Origin of the sequence: Streptomyces sp. NPDC058653 (assembly GCF_042716895.1) — a bacterium.
GTDB lineage: Bacteria > Actinomycetota > Actinomycetes > Streptomycetales > Streptomycetaceae > Streptomyces.
This window is the reverse complement of the sequence record NZ_JBHXRM010000025.1, coordinates 104,870-121,498: the sequence shown is the minus strand read 5'-3', so window position 1 is coordinate 121,498 and position 16,629 is coordinate 104,870. Positions and strand designations below refer to the sequence as shown.

15 protein-coding genes are annotated in these 16,629 nt (G+C 71.6%); 4 read left to right on the top strand and 11 right to left on the bottom strand.

Features of this window, described 5'->3' with window-relative positions; all coding sequences use genetic code 11:
* Together ACFWU9_RS21870 and nucS are read right to left on the bottom strand one after the other, a co-directional pair.
* Positions 1 to 522 (bottom strand): phosphotransferase family protein (locus ACFWU9_RS21870; RefSeq protein WP_384320831.1); only part of this gene is annotated, 522 nt, incomplete at its 3' end.
* Between the two features lie 53 nt (positions 523 to 575).
* The gene (gene nucS / locus ACFWU9_RS21865; RefSeq protein WP_384320828.1) at positions 576 to 1,247 is read right to left on the bottom strand and encodes an endonuclease NucS; all 672 of its coding nucleotides are present in this window, start codon (positions 1,245 to 1,247) and stop codon (positions 576 to 578) included.
* A gap of 213 nt (positions 1,248 to 1,460) precedes the next feature.
* On the opposite strand from nucS, the gene ACFWU9_RS21860 reads away from it, so the two are divergent.
* Complete coding sequence (locus ACFWU9_RS21860; protein ID WP_384320826.1) at positions 1,461 to 1,853, top strand: SCO5389 family protein; 393 nt, start codon at positions 1,461 to 1,463, stop codon at positions 1,851 to 1,853.
* A 112-nt stretch (positions 1,854 to 1,965) separates the two neighbouring features.
* Here ACFWU9_RS21860 and ACFWU9_RS21855 read toward each other — a convergent pair whose 3' ends face one another.
* On the bottom strand, positions 1,966 to 2,994 hold the full coding sequence (locus tag ACFWU9_RS21855) for an LLM class flavin-dependent oxidoreductase (RefSeq protein WP_384320824.1): 1,029 nt from the start codon (positions 2,992 to 2,994) through the stop codon (positions 1,966 to 1,968).
* Between the two features lie 211 nt (positions 2,995 to 3,205).
* Here ACFWU9_RS21855 and ACFWU9_RS21850 point away from each other — a divergent pair, with 211 nt between their 5' ends.
* Positions 3,206 to 3,535: an ATP/GTP-binding protein gene (locus ACFWU9_RS21850; protein WP_384320822.1), complete on the top strand. Its 330-nt coding sequence runs from the start codon at positions 3,206 to 3,208 to the stop codon at positions 3,533 to 3,535.
* A 45-nt stretch (positions 3,536 to 3,580) separates the two neighbouring features.
* Here the strand turns inward: ACFWU9_RS21850 and ACFWU9_RS21845 are convergent, their stop codons facing one another.
* The 7 genes from ACFWU9_RS21845 to mce all read right to left on the bottom strand — a co-directional run bounded on the left by ACFWU9_RS21845 (position 3,581) and on the right by mce (position 13,220).
* Positions 3,581 to 4,426 (bottom strand): ABC transporter permease subunit, encoded by an 846-nt coding sequence (locus ACFWU9_RS21845; RefSeq protein ID WP_384320820.1) that lies wholly within the window; start codon positions 4,424 to 4,426, stop codon positions 3,581 to 3,583.
* Positions 4,423 to 5,742 carry an ABC transporter ATP-binding protein gene (locus ACFWU9_RS21840; RefSeq protein WP_384320818.1) on the bottom strand — a complete coding sequence of 440 codons (1,320 nt, stop codon included), beginning with the start codon at positions 5,740 to 5,742 and terminating at the stop codon, positions 4,423 to 4,425. Before ACFWU9_RS21840 ends, ACFWU9_RS21845 begins: the two co-directional genes overlap by 4 nt.
* A gap of 196 nt (positions 5,743 to 5,938) precedes the next feature.
* On the bottom strand, positions 5,939 to 6,718 hold the full coding sequence (locus ACFWU9_RS21835) for an ABC transporter permease subunit (RefSeq protein WP_384320816.1): 780 nt from the start codon (positions 6,716 to 6,718) through the stop codon (positions 5,939 to 5,941).
* 3 nt (positions 6,719 to 6,721) lie between these two features.
* Positions 6,722 to 7,708: an ATP-binding cassette domain-containing protein gene (locus tag ACFWU9_RS21830; protein ID WP_384320814.1), complete on the bottom strand. Its 987-nt coding sequence runs from the start codon at positions 7,706 to 7,708 to the stop codon at positions 6,722 to 6,724.
* 120 nt (positions 7,709 to 7,828) lie between these two features.
* Entirely contained in the window at positions 7,829 to 8,767 is a 939-nt protein-coding gene (locus ACFWU9_RS21825; protein ID WP_384320812.1) for a cellulose-binding protein, read from the bottom strand.
* A gap of 114 nt (positions 8,768 to 8,881) precedes the next feature.
* On the bottom strand, positions 8,882 to 12,622 hold the full coding sequence (gene scy / locus ACFWU9_RS21820; protein WP_384320810.1) for a polarized growth protein Scy: 3,741 nt from the start codon (positions 12,620 to 12,622) through the stop codon (positions 8,882 to 8,884).
* A gap of 160 nt (positions 12,623 to 12,782) precedes the next feature.
* The gene (gene mce, locus ACFWU9_RS21815) at positions 12,783 to 13,220 is read right to left on the bottom strand and encodes a methylmalonyl-CoA epimerase (protein ID WP_384320808.1); all 438 of its coding nucleotides are present in this window, start codon (positions 13,218 to 13,220) and stop codon (positions 12,783 to 12,785) included.
* 141 nt (positions 13,221 to 13,361) lie between these two features.
* Between mce and ACFWU9_RS21810 the strand changes: the two genes are divergently transcribed.
* Positions 13,362 to 14,564, top strand: coding sequence for an acetyl-CoA C-acetyltransferase (locus ACFWU9_RS21810; RefSeq protein ID WP_384320806.1), 1,203 nt, complete (start codon positions 13,362 to 13,364; stop codon positions 14,562 to 14,564).
* Between the two features lie 61 nt (positions 14,565 to 14,625).
* Positions 14,626 to 15,585, top strand: a complete 960-nt coding sequence (gene meaB, locus ACFWU9_RS21805; protein WP_384320804.1) for a methylmalonyl Co-A mutase-associated GTPase MeaB — start codon at positions 14,626 to 14,628, stop codon at positions 15,583 to 15,585.
* 115 nt (positions 15,586 to 15,700) lie between these two features.
* Here meaB and ACFWU9_RS21800 read toward each other — a convergent pair whose 3' ends face one another.
* Positions 15,701 to 16,612: a PepSY domain-containing protein gene (locus ACFWU9_RS21800; protein WP_384320803.1), complete on the bottom strand. Its 912-nt coding sequence runs from the start codon at positions 16,610 to 16,612 to the stop codon at positions 15,701 to 15,703.
* Positions 16,613 to 16,629: the final 17 nt, after the last annotated feature.

Genomic DNA, 16,629 nt, shown 5'->3' with positions numbered 1-16,629 from the left:
GGGCTCGCGATACGCCCGCGGCACCGCCGGGACGACGGCGGCGTACGTCTCCCTCGCCTCGTCCAGCCACAGCGCGTCGGGCTGGACGTCGGTCCCCACGAGGCCGGTCATCGAGTCGGCCGGAACGCCGTGCAGCGCGCGGAGCAACTCGCCGAGCGTGGCGGCGATCGACGCGCCGTGCGCCGATCGGCGCGGCTCGGGCACGTCGATCAGCGGCACACCGGGGAGTCCGAAGTAGCCGAGGCACCCCTGTTCCGCGACGGTGAACACCGGCTCGGGGACGGGCACCGGCGAGAGAGCCGCGACGGTGGTGAGCAGCCGGGCCTCCCGGCCCACCCTCAGGGCCCGGCTCACGGGATCGGGGTCCTTGCCGAACCGTACGATCAGCTCGCCGTTGACCTCGTGGACGGTGTTGTCCTCACCCTCACCGAGGAAGACGACGTCGCCGACGCGGTACCCGGGCATTCGGGCCGCCAGCACACCCCGGACGTCCTCGGCGCGATCCCGCCTCCGGCTCTCCATACCAGGACCCTCCCGGCCGTACGCGTACGCCCGGGGCGGGGCGCCGACGGCCCTCAGAACAGGCGCAGTTTGTCGTCCTCGATGCCCCGCAGCGCGTCGTAGTCCAGCACCACGCACCCGATGCCCCGGTCCGTCGCCAGGACGCGGGCCTGGGGCTTGATCTCCTGGGCCGCGAACAGGCCCCGGACCGGGGAGAGATGGGGGTCGCGGTTCAACAGGTCGAGATAGCGGGTCAGTTGTTCCACGCCGTCGATGTCGCCGCGTCGTTTGATCTCGATGGCGACCGTCGCGCCGTCCGCGTCGCGGCACAGGATGTCCACCGGGCCGATGGCGGTGGGGTATTCCCGGCGGATCAGGCTGTAACCCTCGCCGAGTGTCTCGATGCGGTCGGCGAGAAGCTCCTGGAGGTGTGCTTCCACGCCATCCTTGATCAGGCCTGGATCGACTCCGAGCTCATGTGACGAGTCATGGAGGATTTCCTCCATCGTGATGATCAGTTTCTCGCCCGCTTTGTTCACGACCGTCCATACTCCGACATCGTCGCCGGTGCCCTCTTTGAGAGCGCAGGGCGGGGACATCCAGTTGAGCGGTTTGTACGCCCTGTCGTCCGCGTGGATCGACACGCTCCCGTCAGCTTTGACCAGGATCAGACGGGGAGCGATGGGCAGGTGGGCGGTGAGCCGGCCCGCGTAGTCGACGGAGCAGCGGGCGATGACGAGACGCATGGTCCGCAACGCTACTCGACTGTCGCCGTTCATCGCGATTCGCCCCCCAAGCCCCTTTCGTTTGTGGCCGGTTGTGTTCCCATTCGCCTGGTGCGGTCCGGACAGCACGCATAACGTGGATGCAGGAGGTCGCCGGTCGTGCACGCTGCGTCGTCGTCTCCCCCTTCCCTGCCCGTAAGGCCCCGCTTTGGTGGGGTCGCGAGAGGAGAACCCATGTCGCTCGACGTCTCACCGGCACTGTTGGAGCAGGCCGAGCGAGGCGAGGTCGACGAAGCCGAATTCGTCGACTGCGTCCGGACCTCCCTGCCCTTCGCGTGGGAGATGATCAGCTCCTTGGTGGCTCAGCTGAAGGTGGACGGCGGAGAGTTCGCCGACAACCAGACGCCGCCGCCGGACGAGCAGGCACGTGGTCAGCTGCTGCGCGCGCTCGCCAGTGACGCCATCCGCGGTGCGCTTCAGCGCCACTTCGGGGTACGGCTGGCATTCCAGAACTGTCACCGGGTCGCGGTGTTCCCCCTGGACCCCTCGGTCGACGAGAGGCTCGCCCGCTTCACTTCCATCAGGGGTCAGTTGCTCAACCAGTCCCCGACGCTGCGGGACTGCTGACAACTCAGGGTCCCTACGGCGGGCCCCCACGGTCTGGCGGCGGATTCCTGGGCCGACACAGGGATCCGCCGGACGGCCGCCACGGGTCGGGCACGGCTCGGGCCCGGCCGCCTCAGCGCAGTTGGGGCAGCACCTCGGCCCCCATCCGCCGTACGTTCTCCTCCGTGGCCACCAGGTCCCCGGAGCCCTCGACGAGCAGCGCGAAGCGTGTGATTCCGGTCCGTTCCGCCGTGGCGGCCAGACGGTCGGCCGCGAGCCGGGGAGGCCCCACCGGATGCAGACCGCACAGCAGTTCCGTGTACGCGACGGGATCGCGCATGGACCTGTGCCGGCCGTCCACCGTCACATGGGCGCCGAGCCCCTCCCGCAGCCAGCCGGGCATCGCCTTCACCAGCGTCTCGGTCGCCTCCGTGGGGGTGTCGGCGATCTGCGCCACTCCCGCGGACACGTGCGCGGCGCGGGCCGCCTCCTCGGGAGGGTGGCCGGCGGCGATGGCGTGCGTCCGCCACAGGGCCACCATCTCGGCCTTCTCCTCGTCCCCGCAGTGCATTCCCAGCAGCATCGGGAGCAGGCGCTCGGCCGCCAGCCGCACGCTCTTCGCGGAGGTGCACGCCACGACCACCTCGGGTCCGCCGGCGCCGCCCATCAGTTCGTCCGTCCTCGGTACGACGGCGACCTCACGGAACCGGTAGCGCTCGCCGTCCGCCGACACCCGTGACTCGCGCAGCCACCGCAGCAGCAGATCGAGCGACTCGGGGAAGTCCCGTTCGTACGCCTGGAGTCCGGACCCGAAGACCTCCAGGTCGACCCAGGGCCCGCCCCGCCCCACACCGAGCGAGAACCGCCCGCCGGAGAGCAGGTGCAGCAGCGCGGCCTGCTCGCCCAGGGCCACCGGATGGGTGTTCGGCAACACGCTGACCGCCGTGCCCACCCGTATGCGCCGGGTACGTCCGAGGAGCAGGCCCGCCAGTGTCACCGCCGAGGGGCAGGTGCCGTACGGCACGAAGTGGTGCTCGGCCAGCCACACGGAGTCCAGTCCGGACGCCTCGCCGACCTCGGCCGTGCGCACCGCTCGGTGCAGTGCTTCTCCCTGGCCCTGGCCCGGGAACTGGGCCGCCAGTACAAAAGCTCCAACTCGCATCGCCTTCTGCCTCCTTGCGGCTGACGCGGCTCCCCCCTCCTGGCATTAACGTCTGACACGTGCCATGGGCACGGGCGCCGCAGAAGTTGTTGCGATTGTCCGCTAACTGCCCCGCTCGGGTGCCCACCGTCTCACGCCGTGCCGCCATGGCACCGACGCGGTGGCCCGTACGCTGGAGGGGAACCGTGCTGTCTGCCCCGTGAGGTGTCATGTGTCCCCGCGCCGCAACCGCCCCCGAGGCGGCGAGCCCCCGACCGACCACGCCGGTGAGGCGTCGGACCGGTACGGCGGTTTTCAGCGGACCGAGTCCTGGCAGGGCGAGGAGTGGTCGGTGCGGCAGGTCGCCGGCGCGAGCGCCGCGGGCAAGCGTTACCGGTGTCCCGGCTGCGACCAGGAGATCCCCTCCAGTGTGCCGCATGTGGTGGCGTGGCCGGAGTACGGCGGCGTGGACGACCGGCGGCACTGGCACAAGGCGTGCTGGAGCGCGAAGGACCGCCGCACCTCGCGGGTGCAGCGGTCCCGTAACGCGCCGAAGTTCTGAGCCGGCCACCGGCCGCCGCACCCGGTGACGGCGCCGCCAACGGCCCTACACGTCGCGGCGGTCGAGCGCGAAGAAGGCGCAGCCCATCACCACGGCGGTGGTGGCCGCCGCGAAGAACACCGGGTCCCAGCCGGTCGGTCCCGAGCCCGTCATCGACACGGCGTAGAGCACCGAGATCTGGCTGGGGATCGAGTACTCGAAGAGGGCCTGCTGCACATCGGCCAGCGATTCCGAGAACATGAACATCGCCAGCACGAGCGGCAGCAGCACCACCCCGATCATGAGGGTGATCGCGCCCGCCGAGTGCCGGATGAGCGCGCCGACGGCCAGCGACAGCAGGCCGAGCAGCGCCATGAAGAGGCCCACCCCGAGGGTGGCCCGCAGCCACTCCTGGCCGGTGGGCGCGCGGCCGTCGAGCATCGCCACGTGGATGGCGCCCACCAGGGCCGCCGTCACCGTCGTGATCGTCAGGACGAGCAGGAAGAAGACGATCGCCTTCGCCGCGAGCACCCGGCCCCGGCTGGGACAGGCGGTCAGGGTGGTGCGGATCATGCCCGTGCCGTACTCGGACGCGATCGTCAGCACGCCGAGGGTGATCACACAGATCGAGCCCAGCAGTACGCCGAAGAAGCCGAGCGGCAGCGCGGACTCCCCGTCGAGACTGGCCTCGGAGATGGAGACACCCCAGGCGACCAGGATGCCGACGCCCACCATCAGGACGATCATGACGCCGAGTGTCCACATGGTCGAGCGGATGGAACGGATCTTGGTCCACTCCGATGCCACCGCGTCACCGAGGGTGGCCCGGCGGACCGGGATCGGCGAGACGTACGACCCGAGGGGCTGCCCGCCCTGCCAGATCGGGGCCTGCTGCTCGTAGGGGGCTGTCATCGGCCGTCCTCGGTGGTCTCGGTCTTCACTGCGGGCTCGTCCAGCGTGCCGGGCTTGTCCGCGCCTCCGCCGCTCACGTGCTTGACGAGGTCGGCGGCGCTCGCGGGCGCGGGCCCGACGCTCACGGGCGGCGCGGCGGGCGCCGGTGCGGCCTTCGCGGCGGGCGCGTCGGCCGGGGCGTCCGCAGGGGCGTCCGCCGGAGTGCCCGCGGGCGCCTGCGTGGGCGCCTGAGCCGGCGCCTCGGCGGGCGCGGCGGGTGTGTCCGAGGCGTACGGGTTCTCCCCGGGCGGCGGTGGCGGGTACCAGCCCTGCGTCGGCACCTCGGGCACGACCGGCGGCCGGTAGAGCTGCCCTCCGTAGCCCGGCTGCGGCGGCGGCGCGAAACCGGCGAGCTGGTCGGCCGTCGACCGGTAGTCCACGGCGTTCTGCGTCAGCCGCATGTACGCCTCCTCCAAGGAGGCCTGGTGCGGCGACAGCTCCCAGAGCCGTACGTCCGACTCGTGCGCCAGATCGCTGATACGGGGGAGCGGCAGCCCGGTCACCCGCAGCGCGCCGTCCCGCTCGGACAGCACCTGGCCGCCCGCCTCGGCGAGCGCGGCGACCAGCTTCTCCCGGGCGTCGGGATCGGTCCCCGCCGGGCGCACCCGCGCGAAGTCCGCCGAGTTGTGCGAGATGAAGTCCTTGACGCTCATGTCGGAGAGGAGCTGCCCGCGCCCGATCACGATCAGATGCTCGGCGGTCACGGCCATCTCGCTCATCAGATGCGAGGAGACGAAGACCGTACGGCCCTCGGCCGCGAGCTGCTTCATCAGATTGCGGACCCAGAGGATGCCCTCGGGGTCGAGCCCGTTGACCGGCTCGTCGAAGAGCAGCACCTGCGGGTCGCCGAGCAGCGCGGCGGCGATCCCGAGCCGCTGGCCCATACCGAGGGAGAAGCCGTTGGAACGGCGGCGTGCGACCTCCTGGAGCCCGACCACTCCCAGGACCTCGTCGACCCGGGCCGCCGGGATGCCGGAGAGCTGGGCGAGCGACAGCAGATGGTTGCGCGCGCTGCGCCCGCCGTGCACCGCCTTGGCGTCGAGGAGCGCGCCGACCTGACGGGGCGCGTTGGGCAGCTGCCGGAAGGGATGGCCGCCGACCGTCACATGACCGGAGGTCGGCTGGTCGAGACCGAGGATCATCCGCATGGTGGTGGACTTGCCGGAACCGTTGGGGCCCAGGAACCCGGTGACGGCACCGGGCCTGACCTGGAAGGAAAGGTTGTACACGGCCGTCTTGGCGCCATAGCGCTTCGTCAGGCCGACTGCCTCGATCATTCTCCAGCCCCATCGACAGTTCTGTCTGGTGGTCGGGGCAGTGGCCGCTTCGGACCGAAGGCCCCCGTAAGAGTTAGGAGGATATCCGGGCCTTGACGGTTCCGGCCAAGCCGTCGGGATCAGGGCCGTGTCGTCCGCCCCGGCCCCGACCCTTCGGGATCCGGCCCCGATCCCGCGTGATCCGGGGGAGCGAGTGCTAGGCGTCGCGCTTCTTGAGGACGAGATAGCCGCCGATCAGCGCCGCGATCACCCACAGCGCCATGATCCCCATGCCCTCCCACGGACTGTACGGAGCCTTGTCCGAGTTCAGCGCGTTCGGCACCACCTGCATGATCTTCGAGCCCGCCTGGTCGGGGAAGTACCGCGCGACGGTCTTCGCCTTCGGTACGGAGGCGAGGATCTGCGAGACCAGGAAGAAGAACGGCATCAGGATGCCGAGCGACAGCATCGAGCTGCGCAGCATCGTCGCAACGCCCATCGAGAAGAGCGCGATCAGCCCCATGTAGAGGCCGCTGCCGATGACGGCGCGCAGCACGTGCGGCTCGCCGATCGTCGTGCCGTGGTCGCCGAGCGCCGCCTGGCCGAGGAAGAACGCGACGAAGCCCGTGATCATTCCGACCGCCAGGGCCAGCAGTCCCGCGACGAAGAGCTTGCTGAAGAGGAACGTCCCCCGCCGCGGTACGGCGGCGAGCGAGGTGCGGATCATGCCCGAGCTGTACTCCGAGCCGACGACCAGGACACCGAAGACCACCATCGCCAGCTGCCCGAGAATCATCCCGGAGAAGCTCACGAAGGTCGGGTCGAAGGTGGTGCGCTCGGCGTCCGACAGATCGTCGAACGTGCTGCTGAAGAGCAGGGACAGGGCGAAGCCCATGGCCACGGTCACGAGGAACGCGACGGCGAGGGTCCAGATCGTGGAGGAGACCGTACGGATCTTGGTCCACTCGGACTGGAGGACCGCTGGTACCGATGCCATGGATCAGGCTCCCTTGCCCGTGTCGCCGTGCTGTCCCCACCCGGGGCCCGGGGCCGGGGGCCCCGTCGGGGCCGCGCCGCCACCGGCGGAGTGCGCGTGGTACTCGACCGACTCGGCCGTCATCTGCATGAACGCGTCCTCCAGCGAGGCGCGTTGGGAGCTCAGCTCGTGCAGGACGACACCCTGCCGCGCGGCCAGCTCACCGATCTCCTCGGAACTGGAGCCGTCGATCTCCAGCGTGCCGTCGTCGGCCTCGACGACGCTGAAGCCGCCCCCGGCCAGCGCGTCGCGCATCTGCTCCCGCTGCGGGGTCCGGAGCCGTACGAAACTGCGCGAGTTCTCGTGGATGAAGTCGGCCATCGACATGTTCGCCAGCAGCCTGCCCTGGCCGATCACGATCAGATGCTCCGCCGTCAACGCCATCTCACTCATCAGATGGCTGGAGACGAAGATCGTCCGGCCCTGGCTCGCGAGGGTCTTCATCAGATTGCGGATCCAGTGAATGCCCTCGGGGTCCAGACCGTTCACCGGCTCGTCGAACATCAGGATCTCGGGATCACCGAGAAGGGCCGCCGCGATACCGAGCCGCTGCCCCATACCGAGGGAGAAACCCTTCGACTTCTGCTTGGCCACGGCCGTCAGACCGACGGTGTCGAGGACCGCGTTGACCCGGCTCACCGGAATGCGGTTGCTCTGCGCGAGACAGAGGAGGTTGTTGTACGCGCTGCGCCCCCCGTGCATCGCCTTCGCGTCGAGCAGGGCGCCGATGTACTTCACGGGCTCCGCGAGTTCGCGGTAGTGCTTCCCGTCGATCCGGACCGACCCCCCGGTCGGGATGTCCAGATCGAGCATCATCCGCATGGTGGTCGACTTACCGGCCCCGTTGGGCCCCAGGAAACCCGTCACCACCCCCGGCCGGACCTGGAAGGAGAGGTGGTCGACCGCGAGTTTTTTCCCGAAACGTTTGGTGAGCCCTTCGACCTCGATCATGCCGACAACCTAGAGGCGCGCAAAGCCCCCCGCCACTCCACTGGCGGGGGGCTTGCACGATCGTTACTTACGGAACGAAGCCGTCAATCGGCCGTACACCGGCCGTCCACGAGGTGGCACCTAGCGCGACTGCTGCGCCGGGACCCCGCGCGAGATCGGCTCGTCCTCCGCCGGCGTACCCGCCGCGGCGACGGCCGCGCCGGTCAGCGTGGCCAGCATCTCGCGGACGTTGGTCAGCTGGGCGTTGATCGAGTCGCGGCGGTTGGTGAGCGCCGCCAGCTCGCGCTCCGATTCGCTGCGGATCCGGTCGGCCTTGGCGTTCGCGTCGGCGACGATGTCCTCCGCCTGGCGCTGCGCGGTCTCCACCGTCTGACGGGCGCGGCGCTCCGCGTCCGTACGGAGCTTCTCCGCCTCCAGCCGCAGCTGCTCGGCGCGGTGCTCGATCTCCGCCAGGCGCTTCTCGGCTTTCGCCTGACGCGAGGCCAGGTCACGCTCGGACTGCTCACGCCGCTTGGCGAGGTTCGTCTCGAAGTCCGCGGCGGCCTGGGCGGCCTTGGCGCGGGTCTCCTCGAAGAGCGCGTCGGCCTCCTCGCGCTTCTGCTGCGCGTCCTTCTGCGCCTCGGAGCGCAGGGTCTGGGCCTCGCCCTTCGCCTTCTCGACGATACGGACGCCCTCGTCCTCGGCCTTCGCCTTGCGCTCGGCGGAGAACGCCTCGGCGTCGTTCCGAACCTGCTGGGCCGCCGACTCGGCGAGCTCGCGGTGCTGTTCGGCCGCGCGACGGGCCTCTTCGCGCAGGTCCTTCGCCTCCTCCTCGGCGAGGCGGAGGATCTTCTCAACGCGCGCTCCCAGACCGGCGTACGACGGCTCCGCGTCGCTGACCTGGGCCTGGGCGTTCTGCGTCTCGAGGTGGAGTTCCTCGATGCGCTTCTCCAGTGCGGTGATCCGTGCGAGAGCGCTGTCACGGTCGGCGACGAGCTTGGTAATGCGGTCATCCACCTGACCGCGGTCGTAACCACGCCGCACGAGCTCGAAGCCGAATGGGGAGGAAGTGTCGCTCATGGGGTTCCTGTCGAATGAGACCGGTGAGGTGATAGGGGGAATCCTAGGGGCCAAAGCGGCGTGTCATCGAGCGGATGCAGGTTTGATCTGGAGAATGTCCAGCCTTTTGAGTGGCTAACTGTCGGACGCCTTGCCACCCGAACGGGTCACACCCGCCGCCGCACCTGCCTTGACGCTACTCCCGCCGGCCCCGCCACCGGACCCGGACTTACCACTCGCGCCCGGGGTCTCGAAGGATTCGAGCGCTTCCAGTACGTCCTGGACACGCGAGATCTCGGTCTGGATGTCCTCGCGCCTGCGCACCAGGACATCGAGTTCACGCCTGCCCTCCTCGACGATCCGCGCGGCCTCCGACTCGGCGTCGGCACGGAACTTCTCACCCTCACGGGTCAGTTCGGCCTTCTTCTGCTCCGCTTCCTTCAGCAGCGCCTCGGCCCTCTTCACCGCCGCGATCCGGACCTTGCTCGCCTCGGAACCCGCGTCCGCCACCAGGTCCTTGGCCTTCCGCTCGGCCTCCTGCTGCTGTTCGGTGGCCGCCTTGACGAGCTTGTCGACCCGTTCGCCGGCGTTCTTCATCTGCTCGGACGTCTCCCGGCGGGCCCGCTCGTGGAGTTGGTCGATCTCACCCTCGACCCGTGCCCGCAGCTCCTCGGTGCGCTCGCGGATCGCGGTGGCGTCCCGGCGCGCCCCGACGAGAAGTTCGTCGGCGTCCGTACGGGCCTTCTCCACCAGGGAGTTGCCCTCGACCGTCGCGTCGGCCTTGATCCGCGCCGCCTCCGAGCGCGCGGCGCCGACCATCGCGTCGGCCTGTGTCTCGGCCTCGGTGGCGGCGCGCAACGCCTCCTCCTGGGCCTTGTTGATGAGCTGGTCCGCCTGCTCGGCCGCGTCGCCACGGCGCTTGGACGCGTTCGCCCGCGCGTCGTCGAGCAGCCGGTCCGACTCCGTGATCGCGTCGCTGACGGTCCGTTCGGCCGACGCCTCGGCGTCCGACCTGATCTGCGCCGCCTCCGCGCGCAGCCGCTCGGCCGCCTGCTGGGCCGAGTTGACGGTCTCCGCGGCCTCGGCGCGCATCCGCTCCGACTCGCTCGTCGCCTCGCCGATGAGCCGGTCCGCCTGCTCCGCGGCGTCGCCCCGGATGCGGTTGGCGTCGTCGCGCGCCTCCTGGCGGGCACGGGACGCGTCCTGCTCGGCGGCGGCCAGCGAGTCCGACGCCTCGGTCCGTACGCGCTGCGCGTACTCGGCGCTCTCCGCGCGCAGCCGCTCCGCCTCCGCGACCGCCTCGCCCACGGTGCGCTCGGCCAGTGCCTGGGCGGCGTCCGTCTCCTCCTGGGCGCGGGCACGCAGCCGGGCCGCGTCCTCCGAGGCGCGCTCGCGCTCGGCGTACGCGTCGGCGCGGACCCGGTCGGACTCCTCCCGCGCCTCCGACTTCGTCCGCTCCGCGGCGTGTTCGGCGGCGGAGCGCAGTCCGGAGATCTCCTGCTCGGCCTGGTCGTGCAGTCCGGCGACCGCGTCCCGGACCTGCTGCGCGGTCTGCTCGGCGGCCGACACCATCTCGGTGGCGCGGAAGTCCGCCTCCTCGACCAGCCGCGCCGCCTCGGTCTGCGCCTCGTCGACCCTCTTACGGGCGGAGGCCAGCAACTCCTCGCTCTGCTCCCGGGCCCGCTCGCGCTCCTGGTCCGCCTCCGTACGGGCGGCGCTCAGCAGCTCCTCGGCCTCGCGGCGGCGGCGGGTCGCCTCCTCCTGCGCGGCGTCCAGCGCCTCGGCCGCCTCGGTCCCCACCCGCTCGGCCGCGGCGGCGGCCTCGGCGCGCAGCCGGTCCGCGCTCTCCTGGGCCTCGAACTTGATCCGCTCGGCCTCCTGCGTGGCCTCGTCCCGCAGCCGTACGGCGGTCGACTCGCCCTCCGCGCGCGACCGGCCGGCGTCCTCGGCCGCCTCGTCCCGCAGCCGCTCGGCCTCCTGCTCGGCCTGGGCCTGGAGCGTACGCAGCCGCTCGGCGGACTCCGCGCGCAGCCGCTCCGTCTCCTCGGCCGCCTCGCGACGGATCCGCTCGCTCTCGGCGCGGGCGTCGGTGAGGGCCGACTCGGCGCCGCTGAGGCGCTGTTCGGCCTCGCTGTGCAGCCGGGTCAGCTCGTCGGCCGCCTCCGTCCTGCGGGCCTCGACGCCGCGCTCGGTCTCCTCGCGCAGCTCGGCGGCGGCCCGCTCGGCGGCGGTCTTCACCGCCTCGGCCTGCTCCTCGCCCTCGGCGCGCAGCCGGTCCGCCTCGGCGCGGGTGCGCTCCAGGGTCTCCTCGGCCTGCTTGCGCAGGGTCGTGGCGCGCTCGATGGCCTCCGTACGGACCCGCTCGCTGTCCGTGGACGCGCTGGCGCGCATCTCGTCGGCGTCCGCGCGGGCCTTGGTGAGCAGATCCTCGGCGGTGCTGGCCGCCTCCTCGATCTGCTGGACGGCCTCACGGCGCGCCTCGCCGCGGATGCGCTCGCCCTCGGCGACGGCCTCGGACCGCAGCGTCTCGGCCTCGCCCCGCAGCCGGCGCGCCTCCTCCTGGAGCTCGACCGTCTTGGCGCGGTACTCCTTGGTGTCGTCCTTGGCCGCGCCCTTGAGCTGGTCGGCCTGCTCGGCCGCCTCGCCGCGCAGCCGGTCCGCCTCGGCCTCCGCCTCACGGCGGATCCGGTCGGCCTCCTCGCCCGCGGCGCGGGTGGTGGCCCTGGCGTCCTCGGACGCCTTCGTGAGGACTTCCTCGGCCGTGCGGGCGGCCTTCGCCAGCTGGGCGGCGGAGTCCTCGGAGGCGGCCGTACGCGCCTTCTCGGCGGCCTCGGCGACCATCTTCTCGGCCTCGGCGCGGGCGTCGGCGAGCGCCTGCTCGGCCTCCGCCTTCAGCGCCTCGGACTCCTTCGTCGCCTCGCCGACGAGCCGGGCGATCTCGGACTTGGCGGTACGGGTGCGCTGCTCGTACTGGGTCTCGGCGCCGGCCAGCCGCTTGACCGCGGTCTCCTTGGCCTCGGCGACGAGCTTCTCGGCCTCGGCGCGGGCCTCGCGCAGCCGCTCGTCCGCCTCCTGTATGCGCGCCTCGGCGGACCGGCTCAGCTCGCCCGCCTGCTGGCGCGCCTGGTCGGACTCGGCCGTCGTCGCCGAGCGGAGCTGCTCGGCGTGGCTGGTGGCCTCCTGCGCCTGTGTGGACGCGGCGTTGAGCAGCCGCTCGGCGTCCTTGCGGGCGCGCTGCAGAATCGCTTCGGCCTCGGCACGGGCGGTCTCCGCCTCGGCGCCGAGCCGGCGGCGGGCCTCCTCGGCGACCCGGGTGGCCTCGGCGCGGGCGGAGGCGAGGGACTTCTCGGCCTCGGCGCGGGACTCGTCCAGCAGCCTGCGGGCCTGTGTCTCCGTACGGCCGCGCAACTGCTCGGCCCACGCGACGTTCTCGTTGACGTGCGACTCGACGGTCTGACGGCGCTCCGCCAGCTCCTGGTCGAGCCGCTGACGGCGCTGGACGGCCTCGGCGTGCAGCTCGGCCTGGAGCCTGGCCTGGTGTTCGGCGTGCTCCTGGAGGATGCGCTGGGTCTGGGCGCGGGCGTCGCGCAGCTCGCGTTCGGCGTCGGTGCGCAGCTGGTCGGCCTGGATCTGCGCGTTGCGGAGCATCTGCTCGGCCTGATAGCCGATGTCGGCGTTGTCGTAGGAGGGCCGGGACGCCAGGTTCCGGCGCGCCTCGTGCAGTTTCGCGCGCAGTACTTCGACCTGGTAACCGAGGTCCTCGGCGTGCTGGACGGCCTTCTCCCGCGCGGTCTTCAGCCGATCCATCTCGGCTTCGAACCGCGAAAGGTGGTCGTCGTCAGCTCGGTGGCTCTCCTGGCGTTCGTAGCCCCGCACTGCGCGGTCCCATCCGTCCCCTGGTCGCAACTCAGCATTCGGTACCGCCCGACGGGCGAACGGCCCCCCGGGGAATGGTGACAGATCATCGGCCGAGGCGCCGCCCCGACCCGGCCCCGGCCCGGAGCGGCCCACTCTACCGGGCCGGGAATCGTTCGGGTCAGTGCTCCTGAGGCTTCGCGGCCGAGGTGACGAGTTCCGTCAGGACCCCGTGACAGTCCTTGGGGTGCAGAAACGTGATGCGGGACCCCATCGAGCCGATGCGCGGCTGCTCGTAGAGAACCCGTACACCCTTCTCCCGGATCGCCTCGGAGTCGCCGTCCACGTCGGCGGTCCCGAAGGCGATGTGGTGGACGCCCTCGCCGTTCTTGGCCAGCCATTTGCCCACGGCCGAGTCCTCGCGGATCGGTTCGAGCAGTTGCAGGTACGAGGCCCCGCCGTCGGACGTCTCGTTGATCTTGAGCATGGCCTCCCGTACGCCCTGCTCCTCGTTGATCTCGGTGTGGAAGACCTCGAATCCGTAGGTGGCCCGGTAGAACTCGACGGTCGCGTCGAGGTCGTGGCAGGCGATTCCGATGTGATCGATACGCGTCAGCATGCGCACAGTGCAGCGCCAACCGAGCGGTTACGCAACGTGCGCGCCGTCACACTCGCGGCCAGGTGACCCGGGACCTGTGCGCTCAGTACATTTGGTGAACCCTCGTTAACCATCGATCGTCAGGCAAAGGGGTCGCATCTCATGCCGGATTCGCACACCACCACTTCCGTCGTCGTCGCCGGGGCGCGTACGCCCATGGGCAGGCTGCTGGGATCGCTGAAGTCCTTCTCCGGCGCCGATCTCGGGGCCTTCGCCATCAAGGCGGCGCTGGAGCGGGCCGGCGTCACCGGCGAGCAGGTGCAGTACGTGATCATGGGCCAGGTGCTCCAGGCCGGGGCGGGGCAGATCCCCGCGCGGCAGGCGGCGGTCAAGGCCGGCATCCCGATGAGCGTCCCCGCGCTCACGATCAACAAGGTCTGTCTCTCCGGCCTCGACGCGATCGCGCTGGCGGACCAGCTGATCCGCGCGGGCGAGTTCGACATCGTGGTCGCCGGCGGCCAGGAGTCCATGACCAACGCGCCGCATCTGCTGCCGAAGTCCCGTGAGGGCTACAAGTACGGCGCGATCGAGATGCTCGACGCGATGGCCCACGACGGGCTGACCGACCCGTTCGAGTCCATCGCGATGGGCGCCTCCACCGAGAAGCACAACACCCGGCTCGCCATCGCCAGGCCCGAGCAGGACGAGGTCGCCGCCGCCTCCCACCAGCGGGCCGCCGCCGCACAGAAGAACGGATTCTTCGAGGCCGAGATCACCCCCGTCGAGATCCCGCAGCGCAAGGGCGACCCGGTCGTCCTCGACCGGGACGAGGGCATCCGCCCGGACACGACCGCCGAGTCCCTGGCCAAGCTGCGGCCCGCGTTCTCCAAGGACGGCACGATCACGGCCGGCTCCTCGTCGCAGATCTCCGACGGCGCCGCGGCCGTCGTGGTCATGAGCAAGGAGAAGGCGGTCGAGCTGGGCCTGGAGTGGATCGCGGAGATCGGCGCGCACGGCAACGTGGCGGGGCCGGACAACTCGCTCCAGTCGCAGCCCGCGAACGCGATCAGGCACGCCCTGAAGAAGGAGGGCATCGGCGTCGAGGACCTGGACCTCATCGAGATGAACGAGGCCTTCGCCGCGGTCGCCGTCCAGTCGACCAAGGAACTGGGTGTGTCGCCCGAAAAGGTGAACGTGAACGGCGGGGCCATCGCGCTCGGCCACCCGATCGGTATGTCCGGCGCCCGGCTGGTGCTGCATCTGGCCCTCGAACTGAAGCGGCGCGGCGGCGGCGTGGGGGCCGCGGCGCTGTGCGGCGGCGGCGGGCAGGGCGACGCGCTGATCGTGCGGGTGCCGAAGGCGTAGCCGCGCCGGCGGCGTCGGCAGGCAGGAAACCCCCAGCGAGCAGGAACGGAGCGCGGTACGGATGACGGTGGACGTCCCCCAGTTGGTGGCCCTGGCACGGGAGGGCCGGCCGAGGGCGGTGGCCCGGCTGATCTCACTGGTCGAAGGGGAGTCGCCGCAACTGCGCGAGGTGATGGCGGCGCTGGCGCCGCTGGCGGGCGGCGCGTACGTCGTCGGCCTCACCGGGTCCCCCGGGGTCGGCAAGTCGACGTCGACGTCCGCGCTGGTGGCCGCGTACCGGGCGATGGGCAAACGCGTCGCCGTGCTGGCCGTCGACCCGTCGTCCCCCTTCTCCGGGGGAGCGCTGCTGGGGGACCGGGTCCGGATGTCCGACCACGCGTCGGACCCCGGCGTCTACATCCGCTCCATGGCGACCCGCGGCCATCTCGGCGGGCTCGCCTGGTCGGCGCCGCAGGCCATCCGGGTGCTCGACGCGGCCGGCTTCGACCTGATCCTGGTGGAGACCGTGGGCGTCGGGCAGTCGGAGGTGGAGATCGCCTCGCAGGCCGACACCTCGGTGGTGCTGCTCGCGCCCGGAATGGGGGACGGCATCCAGGCGGCCAAGGCCGGAATCCTGGAGATCGGTGACCTCTACGTCGTCAACAAGGCGGACCGGGACGGCGCCGACGCGACCGTCCGCGAGCTGAACCACATGCTCGGCCTCGGCGAGGCCCGTGCCCCCGGCGACTGGCGCCCGCCCATCGTCAAGACCGTCGCCGCGCGGAGCGAAGGGATCGACGAGGTCGTCGACGCGCTCGACAAGCACCGCGCCTGGCTGGAGAAGAACGACGTCCTCACCGAACGGCGGGCCCGGCGCGCGGCCCGCGAGGTGGAGTCCATCGCGGTCACCGCGCTGCGCCGGCGCATCGGGGACCTGCGCGGCGACCGGCGCCTGGGAGCGCTGGCGCGGCGGATCGTCGCGGGTGAACTGGACCCGTACGCGGCGGCGGACGAGCTGGTGGCGGGGCTGACGGGCGGGTAGCGGACCGGCCCGGCGCGACGTGCCGGTGGCGGAGGAGGGGGTCGTCCTCCGCCACCGGCCGCCTCGCCCGGCCGCCCGGTGGCTCGCCCGGGCTTCGGGCGCGCGCTGCGGGACGTCAGTCGTCGTCCCCGTCGTCGTCACCCCCGCGGTCGTCGTCGTTGTCGTCGTCGGAGTCCCGGCCGTCGTCGTCGCCGTGGTCGTCGCCCCGGTCGTCGTCCTTGTCGTCGGCGCGGTCGTCCCGGCGGTCGTCCTTGCCGTCGTCGTCCCGGCCGTGGTCGTCCTTGCCCTCCACGCGGTCGTCCCGGTCGTCCCGGCCGCCGTCGTCGTCCCGGTCGTCGCTGTCGTCACCACGGGCCGCCGCGACCGCGCCGGAGGCCATGTCGACCGTCACCGCGTGCGTACGGCCGTCGTCCCCGCGCACCGTCACCTCCCAGTGGCCGGCCTTGCGGTCGTCGTCGTCCGCGTCGACCGAGGTCACGGCGCCGGGGTGCTTCCTGAGCGCCGCCGTGGCCGCCGCCGAGGCGTCCACCGCCGCGCCGTTCACGGCGGCGCGCTCGTGGTGGTCGTCGTCGCTGTCGTCATCGTCGTCGTCCACGCGGACCGAGCCGGTCGCGGCGTCGACCCGCAGCTCGTGCCACCTGCCGTCCTGGCCGATGATGTCGACCTCCCAGTGCCGGCGGACGGACGAGCCGTCGTCGTCGCCGTCGTCGTCCAGGTCGATGGACTCCACCTTGCCGGGGTGCCGCTTCAGCGCCGCCGCCGCGGCCTGCTCGGCGGTGAGCCTCGCCGTCGTCGCGGAGGTGTCGTCCTTGCCGTTGCCGTTGCCATTGCCGGTCCCGTCGTCCCGCCCGCCGTCGTCGTCCCGGTCGTCGTCACCTCCGCCCGCGCCGTTGACCGGAGAGGCCGAGGAGACCGGCTCCGGCACCGCGCCGTCGCCGGCTCCGGCGCCTCCGGCGACCGCGGTGTACGTACCACCGCAGATCAGGGCCGCGGTCGCGATGCTGGCGATGACAAGATTGCGCTTCATGAGGGTTCCTCCCCGTC